This window comes from Nocardiopsis halotolerans DSM 44410 (assembly GCF_000341065.1).
Classification (GTDB): Bacteria; Actinomycetota; Actinomycetes; order Streptosporangiales; family Streptosporangiaceae; genus Nocardiopsis; species Nocardiopsis halotolerans.
Window position 1 is genome coordinate 25,504 of record NZ_ANAX01000133.1, and the last position, 6,270, is coordinate 31,773.

The window sequence follows — 6,270 nt, forward strand, 5'->3', positions numbered from 1 at the left end:
TGACCGTGACCACACCCGTCACCGAGACCGCGCCCGGGGCCGCGCGCCGCCGAGGCGCGTTCCACCGGCTGCGCGTGGCCGCCGTCGAGCGCCTGTGCGACGACGCCGTCGCCGTCACCTTCGACGTGCCCGACCACCTGGCCGAGGAGTACGCCTTCGCCCCCGGGCAGTCGCTGACCCTGCGCCGTGAGGTGGAGGGCGTGGAGGAGCGGCGCAGCTACTCCGTGTGCGCCCCCGTCGGCCAGTCGCCCCGCGTGGGCGTGCGCCTGGTCTCCGGCGGCCTGTTCTCCAGCTGGCTGGTCAACGAGGTCCGGCCGGGGGACGAGATCGAGGTGGGCGCGCCCACCGGCCGGTTCGTCCCCGACCTGGGCACGGCCGCCCGCCACGTGATGGTCGCCGCGGGATCGGGGATCACCCCGGTGCTGTCCATGGCCTCCTCACTGCTGCGCCGCACCGACTCCCACGTCACCCTGCTCTACGGCAACCGCCGCAGCGACACGGTGATGTTCGCCGACGAGATCGCCGACCTCAAGGACGCCTTCGGGGCGCGCTTCGAGCTGGTGCACGTGCTCTCCCGTGAGCCGCGTGAGGCGGAGCTGTTCACCGGACGCCTGGACGGCGCCAAGATGGAGGCGCTGCTGGACACGGTCGTGGCCGCCGACGCCGTCGACCACTGGTGGCTGTGCGGGCCGTACGGCATGGTCACCGACGCCCAGGAGGTGCTGGCCCGCCGGGGCGTGCCCGGGGAGCGGGTGCACCAGGAGCTGTTCTTCGTGGAGGGCGCCGAACCGCCGCCGCAGGCGCGCCACGAGGAGCCCGAGGTGGAGGGGCCCTCCAGTGAGGTCACCGTGGTCCTGGACGGGCGCACCACCACGCTGACGCTGCCGCGCGGGGTGCCCGTGCTGGACTCGGCGCAGCGCTACCGGCCCGACGTGCCCTTCGCCTGCAAGGGCGGGGTGTGCGGCACGTGCCGGGTGAAGGTGTGCGAGGGCGAGGTGCGGATGCGGCGCAACTACGCGCTCACCGACGCCGAGGTGAAGGCGGGGTACGCGCTGTCGTGCCAGGCGCTGCCCGAGACCGACGCCGTGACCGTGGACTTCGACTCATGAGCGGGCGCAACGAGGCCGCGTGGCGGATGTTCGAGGCCGACCGGGCGTCCAAGAACCTGGGGATGCGCCTGGTGGAGGCCACCGACGGGCTGGCGGTCGTGGAGATGACCGTGGGGCCGTTGATGGTCAACGGGCACGGCATCGCCCACGGCGGGTTCGTGTTCACCCTGGCCGACACCGCGTTCGCGTGCGCGTGCAACGTGGACGGGCGGGGGGTGACGGTGGCCTCGGGGGCGGACGTGACCTTCGTGGCCGCGGCCCACGAGGGCGACGTGCTGGTCGCCACCGCCCGGGAGAGGACCGTGTTCGGCCGCAGCGGCCTGTACGACGTCACGGTGCACCGGGGCGAGGACGTCGTCGCCGAGTTCCGGGGCCGCAGCCGCACGCTTCCCCGGCGCGCCTAGCGAAGGGCCGAACGGGGAGCGGGCCTGGTGAACGCGGGCCGGGGGCGTCTTCGACGGCCCCGGCCCGCGGTGTGTGTGGTGAGACCTGGATGTCCACAACCGGCCATGTGGGTTTGGGGGGAGGTCAGCGCATATGCGTGTCTTGAGGGAGAAAAGCGAACCTTGTGGCTTATGTGGACACATGGATAGTTTTTTCCTGTTCATGTCCTGAGCCCGCTCATGAGGCAGGCTTCGAACTAGACAGGCATCCCCCTCATGCGTCGTTCCCTGACCCGTTCGATGGCGGTCGTGGCCGCCCCGGCACTGGTTCTGCCACTGCTCCTCCCGACACAGGCGCTCGCCGACGACAACCGTCCTCCCGACAGGCCCGACACCTCCACGCTCACAGCACGGGGTGAGGCCTGCTCCACTGACAGAGACGCCCCCACACTCCTCAACGACACCGAGCTCACCCTGAGCGGGATCTTCGTCGATCCCGACGCCGAGACGGTGGCACAGGACGTCAAGGGCCAGTTCGAATGGGGGCTGGACGGTGCCGACCAACCCCTCGGTACAGCCGATTCCCTCTCCCTCTGGCAGCACCCGGGTAGGGATCCCAGTCCCCGTTCGGTCACCGTACGAGACCTTCCGGAGGAGGTCCTCATCGGGTACCGCGCGCGCGGCCATGACGGCCAGGCCTGGGGTGAGTGGTCCGACCGGTGCTGGATCGAGGTCAGCACCAGCAGACCCGAGGCGCCGCCGCAGGTCACCTCCGAGGACTATCCCGACGACGACCGCTTCCACGGCTCTCCGCTCCAGCCGGGTGACTTCGCCTTCACCAGCAACGGGGTGGAGGACGTGGTGGCCTATTACTACAGCACCGGTAGCAACACCTCGTGCACCAACCGGGTGGGCCTCGACGAGCCGGGCGGATCGGTCACCGTCTCGATCACGCCGCGAAACGACGGCCCCCAGCGGATCTATGCCAGGAGTGTCGACGCCTACGGAAACTCCTCGTCCTGCCAGTCGGTGTACTCCTTCCTGGTCGCACCGCTGGCCGATCCCGTCGCCTACTTCCCCCTGAACGAGGGGGAGGGGACGAGCGCATCGGACGTGATGGAGCGGGACCGCGCCGCTACGGGAACCGGCGACATCGGTTGGGCCCGGGGCCGTGTGGGAGAACACCGGAACGGCAGCTACCGGCTGGAGGGAACGGCCGCGGACACCGCGGACGGACACCTGCGCACAGAAGCGGCGGTCGTCGACACCTCCGCCGCGTTCACCGTGTCTGCGTGGGTCCGCCTGGACGGGACCGGGACCGACGCCGTGGCCCTCTCCCAGGACGGCGAGCACCTCAGCGGTTTCCAACTCGGCTACGACGCCTCCGAGGAGGCCTGGGTGTTCCAGCAGGCCTCCCAGGACACCCCCGAAAGCGGGTTCGACCACCGTGTGGTCTCGACCGCCCCCGCCCCGGCGGGCGTGTGGACCCAGCTGATCGGGCAGTACGACCCGGCCGCCGGGGAGATCGCCCTCTACGTGGACGGCGTCCGTCAGGGAAGCGCCGACCGCGACTCGTCATGGAAGGCCGAGGGGCCGCTCGTCATCGGCGGGGGCCAGGACCAGGGCGCCTTCGCGCAGGGATGGCCGGGCGCGGTCGACGACGTGAAGGTGTGGAGCCGCCTCCTCATCGACGAGGACTCGCACCTCACCTCGACCGGCAGGTCCGAGGTGTGGGAGACCGCCAACCAGCCCCTCGCCCTGGAGGGGCGGTGGCGGCTGGACGAGAGCGCCGGTGAAGCCGCCGTGGACGCCTCCGACCACGGTCTTGACGCGACGCTGCACGGTGACCCCGCCACGGTGTGGAACGGAGCGTTCAACGACCGGCTCTACACACCCGCGGTCCTCCTCGACGGAACCGGGCAGGAGCACCTGCGCACGGACGGAGCGGCCGTGCGTACCGACCGCAGCTTCACCGCCTCGGCGTGGGTGAGGTTGGACGACGGCGACACCGACGCCGTCGCGCTCTCCCAGAGCGGTGAGCACACCAGCGGTTTCGCCCTGGGCTACGACGCCGAGCTGGAGAAGTGGGTCTTCGAGACGGAGACCCGAGACGGAGGGCAGGTACACCGTGTCGCTTCCGCCTCCCTGGCGGACGTGGGGGAGTGGGTCCACCTGACGGGTGTCTACGACCACACGGACGGCACCCTCACCCTCCACGTCGACGGTTCCCATCAGGGGAGCGTGGCGCGTGAGGGCGTGTGGCACGCCGACGGAGACGTGGTCATCGGCGCGGCCGGGCACGGTGACGGGGTCGACCGCTCCTGGACGGGTGCTCTCGGGAGCGTCTACGTCCTCCAGGGAGTCGCGACCTCGACGGACGTCAGCTTCCTTCAGAGCGATTTCCTGCCGAGGTGACGGCGGGAACCCGGGGTCCCAGGAGCGGGGACGGGCGGTTTCCGTTCCACTGACCGGTACGGGCCGGGGCGTCTTCGACGGCCCCGGCCCGCGGCACGGGAAACCGGGAACACTCCCGGAACACTCCCGGAACACGGGGCGTCCCACCTTCCGTCACCCCCTGACGGACGAGTGCGAAGGCCCCCATGAGCGACACCCCATCCCCCGATCCGGCCGTTCCCTCCCCCGGGAACCCCCCGCCGCCGGGGCTCAGGCCCCTGGAGAGGGGCGACCCGCGCACCCTGGGCCCCTACCGGCTCGTGGGCAGGATCGGCGCGGGCGGCATGGGCGCCGTCTACGGCGGGCTCGACCAGGGCGGACGGTGCGTGGCCGTCAAGACCGTGCACGCGAAGTTCGCGCGCGAACCCGCCTACCGCGAGGCGTTCGCCCGCGAGGTGCACATGCTCTCCCGCGCCCGGGGCGTGAGCACCGCGCGCCTGCACGCCGCCGATGTCGCCGCCCGCGTGCCCTGGCTGGCCTTCGACTACGTCCCCGGCCGGGACCTGCGCTCCCACGTGCGCGAGTTCGGCCCCCTGGAGGGGGAGATGCTGCGCGCGTTCGCGGCGGGCACCGCCGAGGGCCTGGCCGCGCTGCACGCGGCCGGGATCGCGCACCGCGACATCAAACCGGGCAACGTCATCCTGTCCCCGGACGGGCCCAGGATCGTCGACTTCGGTATCGCCACCACCATCGGCGCCCAGCGCGGCACCGACCGGGGCGCCTCCCACGGCACGCCCGGGTGGGTGGCGCCCGAACGCTACACCGGGGCGACCGCCGACCCGGCCGCCGACATGTTCGCCTGGGGCGCCCTGGTGGCGCTCGCGGCCACCGGACGCGACCCCTTCGGCCGCGGTACCCCGAAGGAACTGCGCCAGCGGGTCACCACCGGGGAGTACGACGTGGAGGGCGTCCCCGACGTGCTGCGCCCCCTGGTGGAGGGCGCCCTGGCCACCGACCCCGCACGGCGCCCGCGCGCGGTGGAGCTCATGGGCGCCCTGCTGACCCCGCCCGAGGAGGTCGGCACGGATCGGCCGGGGGACGCGGTCCCCATGGCCCGGGCCCTGCGCGCCCTGCTGCGCGACTACTGGCACGGGGTCGACGCCGCCGGACACGACCCCGCCAGGTGGGCCGCCGCCGTGGGCGCGGTCTCGGCGGGGGGGGNCGGCGGGCGCCACCGGGGGCACGCTCAGCGCGCTGGCCGGATCCAAGGCGGTGGTGGCCGGCGCGGGAGTGCTGGTCACCGCCGGACTGGCGACCGGCGGCTACGTGCTCTACGAGCAGTTCACCATCGCACCGGCCGAGGCGGTCACCACCGCGGCGACCACCCTGGAGGAGAGCGGCGGGTTCGTGGTCGAGGTCGAACGCGGCTTCACCGACGCGCACGCCGAGGAGGTCGCCGCGCGGACCGGGCGCTCCGTGGAGGCGGTGCTGGAGGAGAGCCGGACCACCGTCGAGTACCGCTACACGGCCGAGGGAGACACCTTCCTCGCGCGCGGCGAGGTGATGGGACAGGGCTCGGTCGCGGCGGCCAACAGCGACGGGCGGCTGTACGTGTACGGGCCCGCGCTGGAGGAGGGTGAGACGGCCGACCCGCTCAACCCCCTCTGGGAGGTCACCGCCGAGGACCTCGGGCCGGAGCTGGTCGTCGGACCCCTGCGGGACATGGTCGCGTCCGGCGAACTGGAGGAGGAACCGGGGGAGGGATCGGGCCGGGTCTACACGGGTCCGCTCACCTTCCGGCTCGTGGTGGACGGCGAGATGGTCCAGGAGGTCGCGGAGGGCCTGCTGGAGGTCGACGCGGAGGGGATCCCGGTACGGATGGAGTCCACCGGCGAGACCTGGCGGGCGCGGGTGGACTTCACCGAGGTGGGCGGTTCCGTGGAGGTCGTCGACCCGCAGCGGGGACCCGAACTGGGAGGCGAGGGACTGGAGGTGCTCCACGCGCCGGTCTGCGGCGAGCTGGAGTTCTACGGGCGCGGCTGGCGGGTGCGCGCGGACGCCTGGGAGATGTCCTGCGACCGGGCCATGGAGATCTCGGGGCTGCTGGGACCCGAGAGCGAACGGGTGGAGTTCGCCCTCGGATACACCGGTACCGGCATGGACACCTTCATCGTGGACCGCGAGGTCGCCTGCACGGGGATGCGGGACCACGTTCCGGGACTGTCGGGAGCGGAGTCCCCCTGGTCCCTGGTCGACTGCACCCCGGCAGCCGCCACCGGTGTGACGGACCCGGACTGGGAGGAGTGGGAGGAGTGGGAGTTCGCGCCCTCCACGCTCATCCGGTTCCTCCGGGTCCGCTGATCCCCGCCGTGAACGGCGGGGGT

General features: G+C 72.4%; 4 protein-coding genes and 1 pseudogene. All 5 read left to right on the forward strand.

Going from position 1 to position 6,270, the window contains the following annotated elements:
* Positions 1–5 precede the first annotated feature (5 nt).
* Positions 6–1,109, forward strand: a complete 1,104-nt coding sequence (gene paaE / locus D455_RS0109875; protein WP_017570564.1) for a 1,2-phenylacetyl-CoA epoxidase subunit PaaE — start codon at positions 6–8, stop codon at positions 1,107–1,109.
* The gene (gene paaI, locus D455_RS0109880) at positions 1,106–1,513 is read left to right on the forward strand and encodes a hydroxyphenylacetyl-CoA thioesterase PaaI (protein WP_017570565.1); all 408 of its coding nucleotides are present in this window, start codon (positions 1,106–1,108) and stop codon (positions 1,511–1,513) included. The genes paaE and paaI overlap by 4 nt, the downstream gene beginning before the upstream one ends.
* A gap of 255 nt (positions 1,514–1,768) precedes the next feature.
* A complete protein-coding gene (locus tag D455_RS0109885; RefSeq protein WP_017570566.1) occupies positions 1,769–3,907 on the forward strand; it encodes a LamG domain-containing protein in 2,139 nt (712 codons plus the stop codon).
* Positions 3,908–4,092: 185 nt separating this feature from the next.
* Positions 4,093–5,521, forward strand: a pseudogene (locus D455_RS32780) (serine/threonine-protein kinase); the annotation flags it as partial.
* Positions 5,498–6,247: a hypothetical protein gene (locus tag D455_RS35295; protein WP_449289305.1), complete on the forward strand. Its 750-nt coding sequence runs from the start codon at positions 5,498–5,500 to the stop codon at positions 6,245–6,247. The pseudogene D455_RS32780 and the gene D455_RS35295, both read left to right, overlap by 24 nt.
* Positions 6,248–6,270 lie beyond the last annotated feature (23 nt).

Coding starts and splice junctions, on each gene's coding strand:
- paaI (WP_017570565.1), top strand. CDS start 1,106: ATGAGCGGGCGCAACGAGGCCGCGTGGCGGATGTTCGAGGCCGACCGG.
- D455_RS0109885 (WP_017570566.1), top strand. CDS start 1,769: ATGCGTCGTTCCCTGACCCGTTCGATGGCGGTCGTGGCCGCCCCGGCA.